General features: G+C 38.6%; 24 protein-coding genes, 1 tRNA gene and 1 pseudogene. 1 reads left to right on the top strand and 25 read right to left on the bottom strand.

Features of this window, described 5'->3' with window-relative positions:
• From P9L98_01305 to P9L98_01320, 4 genes are all read right to left on the bottom strand, one after another.
• The coding region (locus P9L98_01305) for a hypothetical protein (GenBank protein MDP8215944.1) at positions 1 to 221 on the bottom strand (221 nt) is incomplete at its 3' end.
• Positions 222 to 289: 68 nt separating this feature from the next.
• A complete protein-coding gene (locus P9L98_01310) occupies positions 290 to 724 on the bottom strand; it encodes a secondary thiamine-phosphate synthase enzyme YjbQ (GenBank protein MDP8215945.1) in 435 nt (144 codons plus the stop codon).
• Positions 725 to 839: 115 nt separating this feature from the next.
• Entirely contained in the window at positions 840 to 1,181 is a 342-nt protein-coding gene (locus P9L98_01315; GenBank protein ID MDP8215946.1) for a histidine triad nucleotide-binding protein, read from the bottom strand.
• 8 nt (positions 1,182 to 1,189) lie between these two features.
• Complete coding sequence (locus tag P9L98_01320) at positions 1,190 to 1,657, bottom strand: metallophosphoesterase (protein MDP8215947.1); 468 nt, start codon at positions 1,655 to 1,657, stop codon at positions 1,190 to 1,192.
• A gap of 70 nt (positions 1,658 to 1,727) precedes the next feature.
• Here P9L98_01320 and mazG point away from each other — a divergent pair, with 70 nt between their 5' ends.
• Positions 1,728 to 2,498 (top strand): nucleoside triphosphate pyrophosphohydrolase, encoded by a 771-nt coding sequence (gene mazG / locus P9L98_01325; protein MDP8215948.1) that lies wholly within the window; start codon positions 1,728 to 1,730, stop codon positions 2,496 to 2,498.
• Between the two features lie 8 nt (positions 2,499 to 2,506).
• Here the strand turns inward: mazG and P9L98_01330 are convergent, their stop codons facing one another.
• From P9L98_01330 to P9L98_01430, 21 genes and pseudogenes are all read right to left on the bottom strand, one after another.
• Complete coding sequence (locus P9L98_01330) at positions 2,507 to 2,758, bottom strand: hypothetical protein (GenBank protein ID MDP8215949.1); 252 nt, start codon at positions 2,756 to 2,758, stop codon at positions 2,507 to 2,509.
• A 46-nt stretch (positions 2,759 to 2,804) separates the two neighbouring features.
• The gene (locus P9L98_01335; GenBank protein MDP8215950.1) at positions 2,805 to 3,035 is read right to left on the bottom strand and encodes a hypothetical protein; all 231 of its coding nucleotides are present in this window, start codon (positions 3,033 to 3,035) and stop codon (positions 2,805 to 2,807) included.
• The gene (locus P9L98_01340; protein ID MDP8215951.1) at positions 3,028 to 3,534 is read right to left on the bottom strand and encodes a TIGR00725 family protein; all 507 of its coding nucleotides are present in this window, start codon (positions 3,532 to 3,534) and stop codon (positions 3,028 to 3,030) included. The genes P9L98_01335 and P9L98_01340 overlap by 8 nt, the downstream gene beginning before the upstream one ends.
• Positions 3,524 to 4,435, bottom strand: coding sequence for a GTPase Era (gene era, locus P9L98_01345; protein MDP8215952.1), 912 nt, complete (start codon positions 4,433 to 4,435; stop codon positions 3,524 to 3,526). Before era ends, P9L98_01340 begins: the two co-directional genes overlap by 11 nt.
• Entirely contained in the window at positions 4,416 to 4,736 is a 321-nt protein-coding gene (locus P9L98_01350; GenBank protein MDP8215953.1) for a hypothetical protein, read from the bottom strand. The genes era and P9L98_01350 overlap by 20 nt, the downstream gene beginning before the upstream one ends.
• Before the next feature lie 22 nt (positions 4,737 to 4,758).
• Positions 4,759 to 5,205, bottom strand: a pseudogene (locus P9L98_01355) (DUF523 domain-containing protein).
• A 1-nt stretch (position 5,206) separates the two neighbouring features.
• On the bottom strand, positions 5,207 to 5,572 hold the full coding sequence (locus P9L98_01360; GenBank protein MDP8215954.1) for a PilZ domain-containing protein: 366 nt from the start codon (positions 5,570 to 5,572) through the stop codon (positions 5,207 to 5,209).
• A gap of 57 nt (positions 5,573 to 5,629) precedes the next feature.
• Positions 5,630 to 5,702, bottom strand: a tRNA-Arg gene (locus tag P9L98_01365).
• An 8-nt stretch (positions 5,703 to 5,710) separates the two neighbouring features.
• Positions 5,711 to 6,337, bottom strand: a complete 627-nt coding sequence (locus tag P9L98_01370) for an MBL fold metallo-hydrolase (GenBank protein MDP8215955.1) — start codon at positions 6,335 to 6,337, stop codon at positions 5,711 to 5,713.
• The gene (locus P9L98_01375; GenBank protein MDP8215956.1) at positions 6,334 to 6,936 is read right to left on the bottom strand and encodes a hypothetical protein; all 603 of its coding nucleotides are present in this window, start codon (positions 6,934 to 6,936) and stop codon (positions 6,334 to 6,336) included. The genes P9L98_01370 and P9L98_01375 overlap by 4 nt, the downstream gene beginning before the upstream one ends.
• 1 nt (position 6,937) lies before the next feature.
• On the bottom strand, positions 6,938 to 7,807 hold the full coding sequence (locus tag P9L98_01380) for a hypothetical protein (GenBank protein MDP8215957.1): 870 nt from the start codon (positions 7,805 to 7,807) through the stop codon (positions 6,938 to 6,940).
• Between the two features lie 34 nt (positions 7,808 to 7,841).
• A complete protein-coding gene (gene fmt / locus P9L98_01385; protein ID MDP8215958.1) occupies positions 7,842 to 8,783 on the bottom strand; it encodes a methionyl-tRNA formyltransferase in 942 nt (313 codons plus the stop codon).
• Complete coding sequence (gene def, locus P9L98_01390; GenBank protein MDP8215959.1) at positions 8,780 to 9,286, bottom strand: peptide deformylase; 507 nt, start codon at positions 9,284 to 9,286, stop codon at positions 8,780 to 8,782. Before def ends, fmt begins: the two co-directional genes overlap by 4 nt.
• The gene (gene priA / locus P9L98_01395; protein ID MDP8215960.1) at positions 9,276 to 11,261 is read right to left on the bottom strand and encodes a primosomal protein N'; all 1,986 of its coding nucleotides are present in this window, start codon (positions 11,259 to 11,261) and stop codon (positions 9,276 to 9,278) included. Before priA ends, def begins: the two co-directional genes overlap by 11 nt.
• 53 nt (positions 11,262 to 11,314) lie before the next feature.
• A complete protein-coding gene (locus tag P9L98_01400) occupies positions 11,315 to 11,923 on the bottom strand; it encodes a uracil-DNA glycosylase (GenBank protein ID MDP8215961.1) in 609 nt (202 codons plus the stop codon).
• Positions 11,920 to 12,471, bottom strand: a complete 552-nt coding sequence (locus tag P9L98_01405; GenBank protein ID MDP8215962.1) for an HAD-IIIA family hydrolase — start codon at positions 12,469 to 12,471, stop codon at positions 11,920 to 11,922. The genes P9L98_01400 and P9L98_01405 overlap by 4 nt, the downstream gene beginning before the upstream one ends.
• A gap of 3 nt (positions 12,472 to 12,474) precedes the next feature.
• Positions 12,475 to 13,512 (bottom strand): NAD-dependent epimerase/dehydratase family protein, encoded by a 1,038-nt coding sequence (locus P9L98_01410; protein MDP8215963.1) that lies wholly within the window; start codon positions 13,510 to 13,512, stop codon positions 12,475 to 12,477.
• Positions 13,513 to 13,517: 5 nt separating this feature from the next.
• On the bottom strand, positions 13,518 to 14,399 hold the full coding sequence (locus tag P9L98_01415; protein ID MDP8215964.1) for a polyprenyl synthetase family protein: 882 nt from the start codon (positions 14,397 to 14,399) through the stop codon (positions 13,518 to 13,520).
• Between the two features lie 68 nt (positions 14,400 to 14,467).
• On the bottom strand, positions 14,468 to 15,817 hold the full coding sequence (locus tag P9L98_01420; GenBank protein ID MDP8215965.1) for a UDP-glucose/GDP-mannose dehydrogenase family protein: 1,350 nt from the start codon (positions 15,815 to 15,817) through the stop codon (positions 14,468 to 14,470).
• A gap of 45 nt (positions 15,818 to 15,862) precedes the next feature.
• Positions 15,863 to 16,735 carry a lysophospholipid acyltransferase family protein gene (locus tag P9L98_01425; GenBank protein MDP8215966.1) on the bottom strand — a complete coding sequence of 291 codons (873 nt, stop codon included), beginning with the start codon at positions 16,733 to 16,735 and terminating at the stop codon, positions 15,863 to 15,865.
• The gene (locus P9L98_01430) at positions 16,728 to 17,861 is read right to left on the bottom strand and encodes a glycosyltransferase (protein ID MDP8215967.1); all 1,134 of its coding nucleotides are present in this window, start codon (positions 17,859 to 17,861) and stop codon (positions 16,728 to 16,730) included. Before P9L98_01430 ends, P9L98_01425 begins: the two co-directional genes overlap by 8 nt.
• Between the last annotated feature and the right edge of the window lie 5 nt (positions 17,862 to 17,866).

Below are 17,866 nucleotides of genomic sequence, written 5' to 3' on the forward strand. Positions count from 1 at the left end.
ACCGAAACGACATATCTTTCTCCGGGAAATCTTTCGTCTTGGGTTGTTTTCTCAAGTTTTAAAGTAAAAACAACTCCATCATCAGCTTCAATAGTAGCTTCACCATTTTGAATTAATTGTCGAGATATTAAATCAGTTTTTACTCTTCTTGCCAAAGCGGAAGAAGATAGTAAAAACACTCCAATAAATACAGATAAAACAACACCTTTAAAATATTTCATATCTATATTAATTTAAGCCCCTATGACTATAAATATACCAGATAATAAGGCGAGATACAAATTAAGCGTTATACGCCTATAAACTGCAGCTCAACTGTCCTTTGACGAGACTTGTTATCGCATTCTACAAATACAATCTGCTGCCAGGTTCCAAGAGTCAATTTTCCGCCTCTAAACGGCACAGAGAGTGATGGACCTATTAATGAAGCCCTGAGGTGGGAAAATCCGTTTCCATCCCCCCAAGTGGCATTATGGGAGTATTTTCCCTCTTTTGGAACCAATTTCTGGAGTAATTGAGGCAGATCATGGACCAAGCCGGATTCATACTCTATAACGGTCAAAAGAGCGGTAGAGCCCGGTATAAAACATGTCACTACACCCTTTTTCATCTTTAATTTAGATAGAGCCGCTTGAACATCTCCTGTTATATCAATTATGTCTCCATCTCCAGTTGTAGAGAGATTCAACTGCTCTTCTTCAATTCTAATACTATTATCTGCCATGGCGATCTAACCTCCCCTCTTTTTTAGCTATTTTCTTGGAAATAGCCCTCTTTTTGCCTTTAAAGTTTAACTGTGCCGTCTTATTCTGCCTGTTTTTCATCTCTCTCATAAAAGATTATCCCGGAGGCCAGGAAAACTTCCTGCCGCCCAAGAGGTGTAAATGGATATGAAATACGTCTTGGCCGGCATCTTTATTGTTATTAAAAACAAGCCTAAAACCTGATTCAGTTACACCCTCATCCTGAGCAAGTTTTTTAGCAACAAGAACCATCTTCCCAGCTAGATTTGAGTCTTCTTCATTAAGATCAGATATTCTCTCAATATGCTTTCTATGAATAATCAATATATGCGTTGGAGCTTGAGGGTTAATATCACGGAATGCTACTAAATCATCATCTTGATAGATAAGCTCAGTTGGAATCTCACCATTTAATATTTTGCAAAATATGCACTCCATATCTCCTCCTAAATATCTTTTATATCTACTTTGAGAGTATCTGTATCTAAAATTGCAACAGTAGAATCACCTGTCAACCAACCTGCCGCCTCACCAGGATTAACAAATAGCGCTGCCTCCCCCCTTCTTACCTCTACATTATGAGTATGGCCGAAGAGCACTATATCTGTTTTTTCATTCTTATATTGCCCGATATCATGAACTACAACTATCTTCTTATTACCAAGAGTAAGTATAAAGGGCACTTCTTTTATCTTGCCTTCTGACCTTTTCTTAAGACCATCTCTTTCTCCGTCACAGTTCCCAAATACCCCCGCCCAGTCACAGTTAAGTTCAGAAAACGGAATTAAACTAAAAGGTGCAACATAATCGCCGCAATGGATAACAAAACCAACTTCTTTTTTATTGAATAGATCAACCGCAGCCTTTACCTTGACTACATTATCATGAGTATCTGATATTACACCTATCTTCATAGCATATTAAATTCTAACAGAATTAATCCTGTTTGCAATTTATAATTATTTATGATAAAAAATGAGGGCAATGGATAAGATAAATGAGCTCTGGAATATAGTCAAGCAGCTAAGGGGTGAGAAAGGCTGCCCCTGGGATAAAGAACAGGATGAAAAGACTCTTCTCCCCTATCTTATTGAGGAAGTATATGAAGTAGCCCAGGCAATTGAAGAGGATGATAAAAAAGGGTTGCTTGAGGAGTTGGGGGATCTGCTGTTTACAGTCTTATCCTACCTACATATCGCAGAAGAAAAAAAATACTTCTTAAAAGATGAGGTCATAGATAGAATCTCGAAAAAGATGATTGAACGTCACCCTCATGTATTTTCAGACAAAGACCTTAAAACATCCGATGAAGCCTTAACTCACTGGTACGACCTAAAGAGCAAGGAAGACAAAAAGAAAGATAAATCAATTCTTGATAATGTTCCCAAAAATATATCCTCTCTTATAAGATCAAAACTAATTCAAGAGCGAGCGTCACGGGTAGGGTTTGACTGGAAGAAATCAAAAGAGGCATTTAAAAAAGTAAAAGAAGAGATACTTGAAGTCGAAGAACACCTTGATAAAGAAAATGAAAAAGATAGATTATCTGAAGAGTTCGGAGACCTCTTCTTTGCCCTTGTAAATGTCTGCAGGCTCTTAAAGATAGATCCTGAAGTAAAACTACGCGATGCAATAGATAAATTCACCAAGCGCTTTAACTATATTGAAGAGAAGATAAAAGAGAAAGATAAATCTCTTTATGATACTACCTTAACTGAGATGGAAAAACTTTGGCAAGAGAGTAAAGATATTTGATTTTGTAATTAAAACTTCCACTCATCCCCTTTTAAGAAATCATTACCTTGATTAAAGAGCTTGTTTAACATGTCGAGCATATTACGCTTCATCTTCCTTTTAAACTTAGTCATCTCTTCAGGATGATTGGACTGAATATGCCCAAGGATATTATTTTGAATATTACTTAATAAATCTATTAAATCATTTGCTTCAACAATAATCTTCTGACCACAGTGACACTCAATTGCAATTCTATAACTTTTTAATCCCTCTCGCATCTCACCCTCCTAAGGTTGTCTTAAGTATACCCGATTAAAATCTAAATCACAAATTCCAAATCAAAAATAAAATAAGAATAAATATCAATATCCCGGCAACTATCTTTATCCAACCTGACCTCTTTCCTATTGATACGCTCTCTCCGCAATAAAGACATAACAGGGAGTCCTTAGGTATCATATTCTTACAATGGGGGCACTCTATCGGATCATCAAAATCTAAATCTTCAGCTACTTCTTCATGTTCAACAAAATCTAAATATTCATCATCATCCATCTTTAACTCCTGCTCTAACAGCCTTTTTAACAGCCTCCTCAACCGTTTCGCAATGAACTAACTCACCTCTCTTGCTCTCACCTTCACCTTGAGTTATATGCCAGCTCTTTACTGCAAAGAGAGGCTTCTTTGATATCAAGGCATAACTTATCTCATTCAATGTTCCATATGAGCCATCTATTGCAATGATACTATCAGCATTCATAATAATTAGAGCATTCCTTATCTCACCCAATCCTGTAACCATCGCCAAGTCTACATACTTATTAGCCCTATCTTTATCTCTTCCAGGTAATATCCCTATTGTGAAACCACCAGCTTCTTTAGCTCCTCTTGAGGCTGCCTCCATAACACCACCTAAGCCACCTGTAATCAAAATCGCATTGTTTTCGGCAATCAAGCGCCCGCACTTCTTGGCCATTTTCAAAATCTCTTCAGTCGCTCTAGAGCCACCGATAACAGCTATTCTCTGTCTATTCTTTATATCACTATTTACCATAACCAACCCTCTTAAGGAAAAGACTATCTTTTCTCCATTTATCATTAATCTTAACCTTTAAATCAAGATAGACTCTTTTGCTTAAAAAAACTTCAATCTCTTCTCTGGCATCAATCCCTACCTCTTTAAGCATACTTCCCTTCTTACCTATTAATATAGCCTTCTGCCCACTCTTCTCAACATATATAGTTACCTCTATAACAACTAAGTCTTTTTTCTTCTCTAAGAACTCATCAACGGATACCGCAATAGAGAAAGGCAGCTCCTGATAAGTACGAGAGAGTATCTTCTCTCTTATAACCTCTGCAACATGAAACCTAGTTGATTTATCGCTAAGCTGGTCCTTAGGATAATAGAATGGTCCTTGGGGTATATTCTTAGTTATTAGCTCTAGAAGCCTATCTGTATTAATACCCTTCGTTGCGCTAAGAGGTACATACTCATCAAACTTATTCCACTTTGATATCTCTTCCAATATAAAGAGTATATCCGGCTTCCTAACTAAATCAACCTTATTTAAAATGACAAACTTTGGCTTCTTTATAGGTTTGATCATGTCAAATATACGCTCATCTTCTTTCTCTATACCTTTCCGGGCATCTATCATAACAACTATGATATCTGCATCATCTAATGATGATTCGGCTTCCTTAAGCATGTACTTATCCAATAAAAACTTCGACTTATGCATTCCAGGAGTATCCAAAAATATTATTTGAAAATTATCCTTTGTTAAAATAGCAGCTATCTTATCTCTTGTGGTTTTGGGGGTTGATGAGACAATTGACACCTTCTCCCCCATAAACATATTTATCAAAGTAGACTTACCGACATTAGGTCTGCCTATAACAGCAACAAAACCTGAATGTGCAATCTTATTATCAGCTGATTTTTGCTCCATCTTCAACTTCCCTCTCTGTAGTTAATATAGTTATACCTCCGGAGTCCTTAGCTGCAAGAAGCATACCGCAAGATTCAACACCTCTAATCACCGCCGGCTCAATATTCAAAACAACAACTGCCTGCTTACCCACTAAAGTATCTTTTTCATAATAAGGTTTGATTCCCGCTACAAGCTGTCTCTCCTCATCTCCCAAAGAGACCTTTATAACGTAAAGCTTATCTGCATCGGGATGATCCTGAACCTCTTTAATGGTTCCAACACCTAATTCCATATTTTTAAACTCATCAAGACTTATCATCTCGACCTCCTTATTCTAACTTTTAATTTAAATCTCTATCTGAGATAACTCTAATCCCTTCTCTCTTTAAAAGAGCTGTTGTTACCCCGTCTCCCCTTTTTAAGATATGCGAAAAACTGCCATCATAGATTAAGCCTACCCCGCAAGAGGGACTACTATATTTCATTATTGCATACTTAACATTATTATTCTTTGCTATTTTTAAAGCCTCTCCGGCACCTTTAATAAATAGGCTTGTTAAATCATAACCTTATAGGTTTATAACCCTTGATACTCCATTCAAAACAGCCTCTCCGTCTCCATCGGATATTTCTGAGACAACCCTTGGGGTACCTAGGCCAGCTAAAACCTCAGGGCAAATATCTACTATTTTATGCCCCTGACAAAACTCTTCTACAATACAGTTTGATCTGCTCTCTCCATCATAACAACATTTTTTACCAACAAGACAGGAGCTTACTAATATAATATCAGTTCCAGGAGGGATCGGACTTCTTCTTCTTTTTGACATATGTTGCTATCTTAGAACGGTCTGATTTTTTAAGGTCACTAAAAAATATAGCTATACTATAGTTGTCAATATCGTCAGCTGGTAATTCCGGCTCTGTTCTCACCACTATACCATCACAGGCAATCTTATGAGACTTTTTTTTGCCCATTAGAGGAACAAACATAACGATCTTAAGTTTTGTCATAACAGGAATAAACTTATCAATCCGGCAGTATGCTCCACCGCAGCTGATATTTATTGTCTCTGTTATAAAATCAGCATCGGTATGAAAAAGCTTAAGCGGTAATACTGCATCCAAGCGATAATGTTTCCGTCTATCTTGCATGTTTATATAGTATCAAATTTTGGATTTAAAAACAATATTACTCTATCTTAATAAATCTGCCCCCTGGAAGAGTCGAACTCCCATTCCAGGCTCCGGAGGCCTGTACTTTATCCTCTTAAGCTAAGGGGGCATAAGATACTAATTTAAAACCCTAAGCTCTATATCCGTACTAAGGTTATTTTTAAAAACCTCCAAGTCTTGCCCTGAACCAACTATACTCCCATAATGCATTGGAATAGCTATCTTAGCCCCTACCCTCTCCGCAGCTTGAGCTGCTTCTCTTCCGTCCATAGTATATGTACCGCCTATAGGAAGAAGAGCAATATCTACATCCAGATCATCCATCTCAAATATTAAGTCGGTATCTCCTGCATGATATATTGACACGCCATCTATCTCTATCACATAGCCTATCCAGGAGTTTGACTTAGGATGATTATCTTTATTTATATTATATGCAGGGAATGCCCTGATCTTAAAACCAGCAACCTCTTTATGATCATAAGGAACCATTGTAACAATATTAGTATCCTTTAAAAAAGAGATCTTAACATTTTCAGGTAACACTAAACAAGTCTCGTCCTTGCTTAACTTTAAGATATCTTCTTCTGAAAAATGATCAAAGTGAGGGTGAGTTATAAGTATCAGATCCGCAAGTTTTAAATCCTTGATTTTCCAAGGATCTACATAGATAACCTTACCTCTATGCTCTATTCTAAAACTTGCATGAGAAAGCCACTCAATAGCATCTAAAACTTCGCTCATTCCTCTTTCTTATCTTGAGCCTCTGAATCAGATACCACCTTTCCTTCTTCTTTAGTCTCTTCTGTTTCAGCTGCAACTTCAGGGGCTTTCTCTTTTGTCTCAACAGTTTCAGCATCTAGAGACTCTTCTTCCTTAGATTCCTCTACTATTTGATCTGATTCAACTTTATTCTCTACATCTTCTTCTATCTCAACCTTCGAAACTTTTTGAACCTCTTCAGAGATAGACTCCTCTTCAACTTCTTCTTTTGCTTTTACTACCTCTCCCTCTTCTTTAGTCTCTTCTATTCCAGTTGCAACTTCAGGAGTCTCTTCTTTTACTTCTACTTCTACTTCTTGAGTCTCATCAACTACCTCAGAAACCTCTTCAATCTCAGAAACTACATCCTCAGCGGCCTTTTGAGCCTCTTCCTGCTTTGCTTTTTCACGCTCTTCTCTTGCTTTCTCTACCTCTTCTCTTACCTTATCTTTAGATTTAGACCAGCAACGCTTGGAACAGAAATAAAAACCATCCCTATAGTACCATTTTTTAATACTCAACCTCTTTTTACAACCTTTACAATTAGTAGGTCTACCTTCTCCTTCTTTTACTCTTCCCATGCTATTCTCCCCATTCCGCTTGAATTTTAGCTGTTTTATTTCTTACTTTATTAAGCATCTTCTGCACCTCAGAGAGATACCTGCCGCTCTTTATAACTTTGACCTTTGAAATATCAGATCTACTATAGGCAATATACTTAAGGCCGATATTAACTCTGGATGTCTTTGGACCTATTTTTTGAACAAAGACATCATAGACAATCTTTCTCTCTTTAGACCCGATAAAATCAGCAAACAATCCCTTCAATAAACTCATCTCTATAGTCTTAAAACCGGTAAGAGTACCTTGCAATCTATTAGAATGAGTAACTATCACCTTGTGATCTTCAAGAACATCCCTCAAAACATAGAAAGTGAGATCGCTATCTGCAAGAATATCAGCTGTTATAACCTCACCCTCTAAATTCTTAACCCACATAACCTCCTGTATGCTTCTGCCTTGGACTTCAGAGGGAACATCAAATAAAGATTCCCTATAAGAATCCTTAGTTATAGGCTGATCTTCAAGAGGCTTCTCTCTTTCATCTTCTGTTTCTAGAACCTCTTGAGGCGACATGGTCGCACCATATGGATATATCGTGATAATATCGCCACTTTTAAGGTAGGCTTCGCTCATCATCTCCTTTACATCGCAGGCTGACACATTCTCTTTCACTTTGACAACCTGTATCTTACCTATCTCAGCTCCATCCTTTACAACAACAAACTCCATTCCGGACTCCATGCCATTTATTACACCCTTATCTATCACTATAAAGCTATAATGGCTATCATACTTAATAATCTTTACTGCTATCAAATCCTCTCCAGAAGATGAAAGATTTAAAAGCAAGATTAAAAAGATAGTGCTAATTACAATTACTCTCTTCATATTAACGGATATTATATCATTCCCATACCCATTTTCAAGCACCGAGTTTCATCCCTAATTCTATTCTATGTCCCAAAAGAAAATCTCTGACAACCATCCTCTTCTTGCCCTCAAGCTGTAGATCGAAGATATTAATGTTGCCTATACCGCATTTAATACTGAAATAATCATCTTCAATTCTGACTATTTCAGCCAGAGAAGCACCTGGATACTCTTTAAAATCCACTCCAGCCTTATATATCTTAAGTAACTTGAAATCTAAATAACTAAAACTACCCGGCCAAGGTAGTAAACCCCGAACCTTATTACGAATACCAACCGCTATAGTACTCCAATCTATTAAACCATCTTCTCTCCTTAGTTTCGGAGCATAGCTTGACTCTCCTTTCTGAGGATAGAGCTTGATATCCCCCTTATTTAAGCAGCTTAAAGCCTCTTCCAGGAGTTTAACAGAATCATTGGCCAATCTCTCCTCAAGAGAGACCGTATCCATATCCTCAGTAATAGCTGCTCTTTTCTTAGCAACTATATCTCCGGCATCAAATCTCTCGTTCATCTTAAACAGAGTAACACCTGTCTCTCTCTCCCCATTTACGATTGCCCAATTAACAGGAGCAGCACCTCTATATTTGGGTAAGAGTGACCCATGAATATTTAAAGGTATAATAGAGGCTAGCCCCAAAAGCTCTTTTGAGATAATACTTCCGTAGGATGCAACCACAAATACCTCCGGAGAGAGGCTCTCTATCTTCAAAACAGACTCTTTTGAGTTTACGTCGGATAATTTGAGAACCTCACCTTTAAAACCAGACGAAGCAATAAAATTTCCCACTTTTGTAGGTTGATAATGCATACCTCTCTTTGCTTTTCTATCTGGTTGAGTAATAACAGCCTTTAAACAAAAATCTCCCCTGCTTAAAAGAAACTTTAAGGCCGGAACTGCAAATTCACCTGATCCAAAAAAAACAATATTCATTTTTCTCTCTTTAAAACAGATTTTAAATACTTCTTACGTTCTTTACAGGGAAGTCTTTGAATAAATATTTTCCCATTTAAGTGGTCTATCTCATGTTGGATAATCCTGGCCATAAAGCCGTCTGCCTTCATCTCAAACTTTTTACCCTCAATATTCAAAGCCTCTACCGTAACCTCATCATATCTCCTGATGAAAGCACTAAATCCGGGAACAGAGAGGCAGCCCTCCTGGTCTACCTGAGTTCCTCTTTTGCTTATAATCTTGGGATTTATAAAGATACGGACATCCTCTCTTTTTAATTGGGGGGAGGCAACAAATATCCTTAAATCCCGGCCAATCTGATTTGCCGATAAACCCACCCCTTGAGTTTCAAACATAACATCCACCATAAGCCTTATAAGTTCAAGAACCTCTCTGTCTATAACTTTGACAGACCTGGTCTTCCTTTTTAAGACAACCTCAGGATATTCGACAACCTCTTTTTCAAAATCTTTAGAGTTCATAAGGATTCACATCAACTATTATATTAACACCTTCCAGACGCCTATTGTAACCAATAATGCTATACAGGAGCCTGGATATTTGTTCAGCGTTTTTAGTTTTAGATATCAGGTTCCAGCGGTAAACATCTTTCCTCTTTTTAACAGGGCTAGGCGCAGGTCCCAAAACATCAACCATGCCGCCTGAAGACTCTATCAGCTTAGCCTTGATCTTCTCTGCAACTTCTTTGACTTTTCTCTCATCTTTATGACGAAACTCTATCTTAATCAATTCAGAGAAAGGTGGAAAACCGATCTCCTCTCTTCTCCTTATCTCCTCAGCATAAAAACTCTCGTAGTCATGGTCTACGCTTGTCTTAATAGTAAAATGCTCCGGATTATAGGTCTGGATTATAACTGAACCTCTGTTATCCCCTCGTCCGGACCGCCCGGCAACCTGCGTAATAAGAGAGAACGTTCTCTCTCCGGCTCTAAAATCAAGTATGTTTAACGATAGGTCGGCCAAGATAACACCAACAAGCTCAACATGAGGAAAGTCATGTCCTTTGGCCACTATCTGAGTACCTACTAAGATATCGATCTTCTTAGCTCTAAACTGACTGATAATATCATCTAACTTACCTCTCTTGGCCAGAGAATCCGAATCAAGCCGCTCTGCCCTAACAGAAGGAAAGAGCTTGTATAGCTCAGAGAGAACCCTCTGAGTACCTATACCTCGCAAACTCAAATATCTATTATGACACTGAGGACATACTTCAGGAAGATTATCTCTATAGTTACAATAATGACATATCAGGTCTTTTGTTTTCATATGGTAGGTCAAAGTCAGATCACATCTTTTACACTTTGCAACATAACCGCAATTCTGACAGTAGATAAACGTAGAGAAACCCCGTCTATTCAGAAAGAGTATTGCCTGCATATCTCTGCTTAAAACTTCCTCCAGTTTGCTTCTTAAAGGGGGTGTAAATATCATATTGCCTATGCTTTTCTTTTTCACTGTCTTTAAATCTACGACACCGACCACAGGAAGACTCTGATTCTTAACTCGTTCGGGAAGCTTAAGCAGAACATGTTCTCCACTCTGAGCCTTATGGTAAGATTCCAGTGCCGGTGTTGCTGAGCCTAAGATAAGAGGACAGTTATTTATCTGGGCCCTCTTTAATGCCACCTCTCTGGCATGATAGCGCGGAGTCTCATTCTGCTTATAGCTTGAGTCATGCTCTTCATCTATGACTATAAGCCCAAGATTTTCAAGCGGAGCAAAGACAGCTGATCTGGTACCAATAGAAATTCTATTTGTTTCGTCTTTTAATTTTTTCCACTCTTTAAAACGCTGAGCTTCGGTTAAACGACTATGGAGCACGGATATCTTATCTCCCAGACACTTTTTGAACCTGGATATAGTCTGAGGGGTTAAGGCAATCTCCGGAACAAGAACTATAGCAGATTGACCTCTATCCAAAACCTCTTCGATTACTCTGATATAAACTTCGGTCTTCCCTGAACCAGTAACACCATGGAGGAGAAAACTATTAAAAGAACCAAGACTTCTATTTATCGTCTTTAAAACTTCTTTCTGATCTTTTGTTAAAACAGTAGGTCTTATGAAACTATCGTCAGCCAAAGAGAGATAATCCTTTCTCGGCCCATAACTCTCCCTGCCTTTTCTCAAAACAGAAGGTACTATCGCTTCAATGGCCTCTCCCCAGCTGCTGTAATAATAGGATGAGATCCACTCACTTAGCTGAAGCATCTCTCTATTAAGAAACGGTTTATCATCAAGCAGTTCAACAATATCTTTTAACCCCGGAAAACTCTTACCGCTTTCATCGATACCTACAATATAACCTACTCTAATACTATTTCTAAAAGGGGCTTTTACGCGGGAGCCTATCTCCACCTTGGATATATCAGGAGGCAAAGAATAAGAGAACACCCTATCTACAGCTAACCCGAAAACTACATTTATAAGCATCTTATCTATTATTTTAAGTTAAGAATATCTCTTCGACAAAAAACTTCTCTTCCCTATTTTCCGGCTTTAGTATCCGGAACCAGTAAATCAAGCTCAGCCAAGACCTTCTTCATATCATCCCAAGTCAGCTTCTTTGCCTTGGGATTCATAAGAAGATATGCCGGATGGAATGTTGGAATAACAGGTATACCTCTAAACTCCAAGAGCTTACCCCGCTCTTTTGTGATAGAGAAACTCTTCCCAAAAAAAGTAATCCCTGCAACCCGCCCTAAAACAACTATCATCTCCGGCGCTATAATATCCAGCTGCATAAAAAGATAGTGAATACACTCCTCAACTTCATGAGGATGAGGATCTCTATTTTCAGGAGGCCTGCATTTAAGTATGTTTGTTATATATACCTCCTCTCTCTTAAGACCCATCGCGCTTATGATCTTCGTCAGTAATTGACCGGATCTACCCACAAATGGACGAGACTGCATGTCCTCATCAGCTCCAGGAGCCTCTCCAATAAAGAGCAGACGTGCATCAGGATTACCCTCGCCAAAGACAACGTTATTCCTGCTTAAATGGAGCGCACACTTCTTACACTTCTCTACCTTCCCGCAGAGACCATCTAAATAATAACTCTTACTTTCAGGTATAATAAAATCTTTTTTCATTTTAAAATTATACTCTTAACAGCATCATATAGATCTTTAGCCACAAAATCTGCTCCAGCATTAACGTTAAAGATACTATCTATTTTAATCTTACCGCTTAAAACAAGAATCGAACTCATTCCGAAATTCCTGGCGCTCTCTACATCTCTCCTGGTATCACCTATGTAAAAAAGACCTCCTCTCTCTATACCGCTATAGTTATCCATAACCTCTTCAAACATCTTTGTCTTAGGCTTCCTGCATTCACAACCGTCGGAATCCTGATGCAAACAATACTTTATACCTTTCAGCTTTACTCCGTATTTATACAGCTCATCTTCCATGGCAAAGGTAATACTGTTAAGTATCTCTTCTGAATAAAATCCTTTGCTGACCCCGGCCTGATTCGATATTAAATAGATATCATAACCATTTTCTATTAAAAGCTTTAAAGCTCTGGCTACACAAGGAAGAATCTCAAACTGTTCAACACTTCTTACATAATCAGAGCCAAAAGCTGACGGCTCCCTATTTATAACCCCATCACGGTCAAGAAATATAGGTCTCATACTTTAAAAAAGCTCTCTATTTTTATTTACCCATTCAGCAAGACAACTTAAACCCTTATCCAGCTTTATAGACGGGGCCCAGTTAAGTTCATCTTTCAACTTGGTAATATCAGATATATACACCTTCTGATCGGAAGGCCGCCAATCTGAAAAAGCTCTATCCATCTTAAGAGAGAGAGAACCCTCAAGAAGAGTGAGATACTCAAGAAGCGATATAGTATTCTCAGGACCGCCGCCGATATTATAAAGCCCGGATTTTTTGCCTGAAAGATGGAAAGCATTAAAAGCTCTTACCAGGTCATCCACAAAGAGAACATCTCTGACCTGCTTCCCATCTCCGTAGATAGTTATCTTCTTACCCGTAACAGCAGCTATAAGAAACCAGGCCAGCCAACCTTGGTCTTCAAAGCCAAACTGGCGTCTTCCGTAGATACAACTCATTCTAAAGATACAGCCTTTAATATTGTAACTATCTATATATTCCTGCAGATAGATATCTCCTACGTATTTACTTACGCCATATGGAGTATGCGGAACGAGGTCTATACCTGTAGTTTCAGAGATCCCCTCTATATCTTTAAAAGAGTATCTCTTTTCGGTTTCGACTAATTCGTAATTAGATACATTCTCGCCGTAGACCTTATTTGTAGAGCAGAATATAAAAGAGGCTCCAGGAGCATGCTTCCTTGTCGCCTCCAGCATATTAAAAGTCCCTACTGCGTTAATACTGAAATCTTCAGCCGGATTCTGTATTGAATATCCAACACCCGGTTGAGCTGCAGCATGTACTATGAGCTCAAAATCGTTTTTCTTAAAAACCTCTTCTAAGCCATCCCTATCTCTGATATCAAGATAGATTCTCTCAATATTTTTAAAACCAGAAAGATATTCCCAGTTATATTCAACTGATTTTTTGTCGCTTCCAAAAAGTTTTGAACGCATGAGATTATCTACCCCCACAATTTCATTGCCTTCTTCAGCATAAAACTCAGCACAATGAGAACCAACCATCCCGGCAGCACCTGAAATCAACACCTTCATACTTTTTAAGCACTCCTCCCTTTAAGAAGTTTAATCAGTTCAACCAAGACTTCGTTCTCTTTTTTAAAGACTTTAATATCCGAAATAGCCTTCTTGGTATACTCATTTATCTTATTCTTGGCTTCTCTCTCTCCTATTACAGATATGTAATTTGGACTTACATCGGTCCTAAAGGAGGTTTTTCCGGTCTTTGACACTACACCTTTAAGAGCCAGGAAGTCATCACTTATTTGAAAGATCATACCGAAAGATTCAGCATAACTTATTAATGCATCCACTTGATCTTTTTTGAGGCCGCAAAGCAATGCGGCTACCTTAGAAGAGAGGATGAAAAGAGAGGAAGTCTTCCTTTTGTGAATCTCCTCTATCTCTTTTTTATTTATATTTTTAGAGGAGAGTGTCAAATCTAAAAACTGCCCCAACATTACACCCTCTTTACCTATCTCTTCAAAAACATCTCGATTTATCTCTATAAGCTGCTCTCTATCTTCCAGCAATTTTATAAGATCCTCTGTTATCAGCTTAAGTCCGTCCAGCATAAGAATATTGGCTGCCAAAATAGCAGTCGACTCTCCGTAGACTTTATGCAAAGCAGGCTTACCGCGCCTGAGCAAAGCATCGTCCATGGAAGGCAGATCATCGAATATAAGAGTGCTGGAGTGAATCATTTCGATTCCAGCTGCTGCATTGAGTACTCTTTCAAGTCCTACTCCGGCTAAATCGGCTATAGCAAGCATAATGATAGGCCTTATCCTCTTACCGCCCTTAAACATAGAGAACCATAATGCCTCATGAATTTTCTCAGGCTGATCATGAATTGGAAAAACACATTTGATATATTCATCAATAAGTTCTTTTCTCTGCCTTAAATACACCTTGATATTCATATAATCACCTCACACTTTTTCTAAATATTCAACAAGAGCTTTAGCCTCTTAATATCAACCCCCCTCTATCATATATCTCTCTTGCCCCCAACAGGCTTACCCAGTGCGGAACTGCCGAAAGGAAGATATAAGAACCCGTAGCTTTCAACCTCTGAATGCTTATAGAAATTTCTTCCGTCAACGATAAAAGCAAGATTCATAATCTCTTTTAATTTTTTGAAATCAATATCTCTAAAGTCATCCCATTCTGTTGTAAGCAAAATACAGTCTGCGTCTTTAGCCGCTTCATATTTATCGACGACATAGCTTATCCTATCTTTAAATACCCCTCTTAGTTTCTCCAGCGCTTGAGGGTCAACCGCTACAACTATAGCACCCTCTTTAAGTAAAGCCTCTATAATATCTATCGCCGGAGCACCTCTTATATCATCTGTCTGGGGTTTAAAAGATACACCCCAGAGAACTATTCTTTTATCTTTTAGTATCCAGAGCCCTTCCTTTATCTTTTTTAAGACAAGTTGACGTTGTTCTTCATTTATCTTTCTCACTTCTTTAAGTAAGCTGAAATCATAACCCAGCACCTCAGAGATATGGATAAACGCATCAACATCTTTAGGGAAACAACTGCCGCCATAACCAATGCCGGCCTTTAAGAACCTCTCTCCTATTCTCTTATCCATACCCATGCCTTCTGCAACTTTATCAACATCTGCTCCGACCATCTCAGATATTCTGGATACCGCATTTATAAAAGAGATCTTGAGGGCCAAAAATGAATTAGAAGCATGCTTTATAAGCTCAGCACTCTTAATATCGGTAACAATGATAGGGGCTGCCAACGGATTATAGAGAGAGAATAATAGATCTCTGGCCTTAGAGCTATCGACTCCTATAACTATTCTATCAGGATGCAGAAAATCAGCTACTGCTGAACCCTCTCTTAAAAATTCCGGGTTCGACGCAACATCGAAATCAACCTCACCTTTGATATAGAGCTGCATAGCCTGCCTTACTTTTTCACCTGTCTCAACAGGCACAGTCGACTTCTCGACTATTAAACGGTAAGAGTCCATATTAACGGCAATCTCTCTGGCAACGTTTTCAACATAACTTAAATCAGCTTCACCGTTAGGTTTAGGCGGGGTTCCTACGGCTATAAATATTATCAGACCATAATCAACCGCCTCTTTAAGCGAACTACTAAATCTAAGACGGCCTTCCTGTTGATTCTTTAAAAGCAGCTCTTTTAACCCCGGCTCATATATCGGAATCTTACCTTTTTCAATCTCGGCTATCTTGGGCTTATCTACATCCATGCAGAGAACATTATGACCCAGTTCAGCTAAAGCTACGCCTGTAACCAATCCTACATAACCAGAACCTATAACTGATACATTGAGTCTATCTTTTAGTTTCACAGTTTAACCCTGTTTCTGAAATTAGACTAATATTATACCAGAAAATTAAAGAATAACAATATCTTCGGGTTTCTCCCAGAATCTCTGAAAGAAGAACCACTGCTCGGGGTAATCTCTAAGATATCCCTCCACAACCCTGTTGACATCAGCTATAATTCTATGCATCTCATTAAGAGTAAAGCTCTTGTAGATAAAAGGTCCTTTGATTATAGTCTTATAACCCAAGCCATCTCTAACTGTAGTTACAACAAAGAGAGGGACTTGAGCACGTAAAGAGATTAAAAAAGGGGCTTTCGGGAAATAGCAATCTCTACCAAAAAGTCTGCCTTTTATAGAGTTGCCCGTAAAATCACGGTCGCTTAAAAGACCAAGAATCTTACCCTCCTTAAGCTTCTTGAGGCAGATATTTAAGGAGTCCTTAAAGGGGAGCTCTTCAATTCCAAGCATCCTCCTCTGCCGTTTAAAGAATCTGTCTACATATTTTATAGAGTGGTCCAATGCAACAGCCGAGACAGGATAGCCCAGATAAGATAAGTAGCCTCCGGAAAATTCCCAGTTACCAAGATGCATGCCTAGGCCTATAACACCGCTATGGGAAATCTTAAAAGATTCCCGAATCACCTCTTCTCCCTCAACCCTAAAATAGTTCTTAAAAAACTTTTCGTCCCTAGATCTATCTCTCATAAAATCAACCAAGTAGAATGCAAAATTCTTGAAAAGTTTTCTAACGGAGGACTCCTTGAAATCGGATCCCATAACGGCTTTGAGGTTATCACGTATTGCAGCCGTACTTTCCCCGGCAAAAAAATAGTATACGAAAGAGAGTACCTGAGCAAGCTCTATAGCAAGCGAACGCGGTAAAAGTTTAAGCAGGTTTATAAAAAAAGGGTAGAAAATCTTTACAGCAATCCTATACATATCCTATCAGATTGAGTATCTCCCTTGAGATCTTCAAAGAAGAGTCTGGAGATCCTGCCTGTCGAGCTGAATCCGACATAACAGAGAGCTTATTGCCTTCCTGAAGCAGCTCTTCAACAAGAATACCTATATCTGTTATCCGATCACATCTTATCGCTGCGCCGCTTTTTAGCAAAAACTCTGTATTACTTATCTCCTGACCAGGTATTGGGTTGAATATGATCATAGGTAATCCTTCGGCTAAAGCTTCGGCAGTGGTTATTCCGCCAGGTTTCGATATCAATATATCGGCAACAGACATAATCCGATGCATATTCTCAATGTAACCAAAAACCTTAAACGGCTTAATTTTATTTAACCACCTTGATTTTACCCTAAGATAAAAATGCAGTTTCTTATTTACACCACAGATAGCAACTATCTGAAATCTCTTTGGTGCTTTAGAGAGAGAGTAAACAACCTGTTTTATTCTTCCCAGACCTCTGCCGCCGCCCATGACAACCACAACCGGCAAACCTGGCTCTAAGTCCAGATCTTTAAAAACCTCATCTCTATCCACTGGTTTTATAAATTGAGGCGAAATCGGTATCCCATAGACCCTGACACGCTCTTCTTTTATGCCGTTTTTAACCATCTGAACTTTCGTGGATTCATCAGAGACAATATAAGAATCAACACTCTCGTAATACCAGAAAGAGTGGGTTACATAATCTGTAGTCACACCTACGATGGGTATATCTATCTTTTTATATTTTTTCAAATCTGCAACCATACCGCAAGGGAATGCCTGAGTGCAGACAACAATGTCCGGATTTAATTCCGAGAAAAGATTAACCAGTTTTCTGGAGCTATACTTGTGGATCATCTTTTTAAGATTCTGAGAACGCCTAACTATATCAGGATTATCATAGAGATATCCCCAGACCTCAGGCCTCCTCCTTATGATCTGCATATAGGTAGTATGAGTGATTTTATTGAGCACGGGATTGGTGTAACTAAAGGCATCCACGCAGTTGACCTCTATATTACTATCTAATTCAGCAATAGCTTCCTGTAATGCCAACGCAGCATGATGGTGGCCTGATTTATTAGTTGTATAGAGAATAAGAATGCGACGAGGGCTCAACTCTC

It is taken from the genome of Candidatus Kaelpia imicola (assembly GCA_030765505.1).
Taxonomy (GTDB): Bacteria; Omnitrophota; Gorgyraeia; order Kaelpiales; family Kaelpiaceae; genus Kaelpia; species Kaelpia imicola.